Below are 1,330 nucleotides of genomic sequence, written 5' to 3' on the forward strand. Positions count from 1 at the left end.
ACCCACACCCTCGGACCACCCCGTACCGTCCGCACCCACCCCGAACGACTTGCACCGACCGTCCCCCGCCAACCCCTGCTGACGCGAGAACTCGATCCACGCCCCGGGGGTGGACATCACGGTGACGCCGCCGACCAGGGCCATCGTGCACTCGCCGCGCCGCAGCGACTGGACGGCCAGGTGCAACGCCACCAGCGACGACGAACACGCCGTGTCCACCGTGATCGCCGGGCCCTCCAGACCCAGGGTGTAGGCGATCCGGCCCGAGGCCACACTCGCGGCACTGCCGGCCAGCAGATAGCCGCGCAGGTCGTCGGCGCCGGAGTCCATGTCCGTGTAGGACTGGCCGGCGAAGCCCAGGAACACCCCGGTCCGGGTGGAGCGCAGCGAGGTCGGGTCGATGCCCGCGCGTTCGACGGCCTCCCAGGCCGTCTCCAGGGCGAGGCGCTGCTGGGGGTCGGTGGCGAGGGCCTCGCGGGGTGACATCCCGAACAGGGCGGCGTCGAACTGCCCGGCGTCGTACAGGAATCCGCCCCTGGTCGTGTCGGAACGGACGGCCAGGTCGGCGAGGTCCCAGCCGCGGTCGGTCGGGAACTCGCCGATCGCGTCCACCCCGTCGGCGACCAGCCGCCACAGGTCCTCGGGCGACTGCACGCCGCCCGGGTAGCGGCAGGCCGCGGAGACGACGGCGATCGGATCGTCGGAGGCCTCCGCCCGGGCGAGGCGCTCGCGGGTGCCGCGCAGTTCGGCGGTGACCCGCTTGAGGTAGTCGGCGAGCTTCCGCTCGTTGGGCGTGGTCGCGGTGGTCACGGCGGTCAGCTCGCTTCCGGGCCGAGTTCGCTGTCGATGGACGCGAACAGATCGTCGAGGGACTCTTCGGTGTCGGGGCTCAGGCGGGCCCGCAGGTACTCGGCGAGGGCGCTCGGCGAGGGATGGTCGAAGACCAGGGTCGCGGCGAGCGTCAGACCGCTCATCCGGTTGACCCGGTTGCGCAGTTCCACCGCCGTCAGCGAGTCGAAGCCCAGCTCGGCGAACGGCCGGTCGGGGTCGATCGCGCGGACGTCGGCGTGGCCGAGCACGGCCGCGGTCTGCTCGGTGACGACGTCCAGGACGTGTCCGGCCCGGTCGGCCTCGTCGAGGTCGGCGAGTTGCTCGGCCAGGCCGGCCGAGGGGGCCTCCGGTGCGACGGACTCGACCGCTGCGGCGGCGGTCCGGTGCGCCGGGCCGTCGGTGATCCAGTAGTGGTGGTGGTCGAAGGCGTACGTGGGCAGGTCCGTCGTCCTGGCGCCCCGCCCGGTGAAGAACCCCGACCAGTCGACCGGAACACCGG

General features: G+C 73.1%; 2 protein-coding genes. Both read right to left on the reverse strand.

Going from position 1 to position 1,330, the window contains the following annotated elements:
* The coding region (locus ACFWIS_RS40650; RefSeq protein WP_380464148.1) for a beta-ketoacyl synthase N-terminal-like domain-containing protein at nt 1–819 on the reverse strand (819 nt) is incomplete at its 3' end.
* The coding region (locus ACFWIS_RS40655; RefSeq protein WP_380464146.1) for an acyl carrier protein at nt 816–1,330 on the reverse strand (515 nt) is incomplete at its 5' end. The genes ACFWIS_RS40650 and ACFWIS_RS40655, both read right to left, overlap by 4 nt.

Origin of the sequence: Kitasatospora sp. NPDC127060 (assembly GCF_042724935.1) — a bacterium.
GTDB lineage: Bacteria > Actinomycetota > Actinomycetes > Streptomycetales > Streptomycetaceae > Kitasatospora.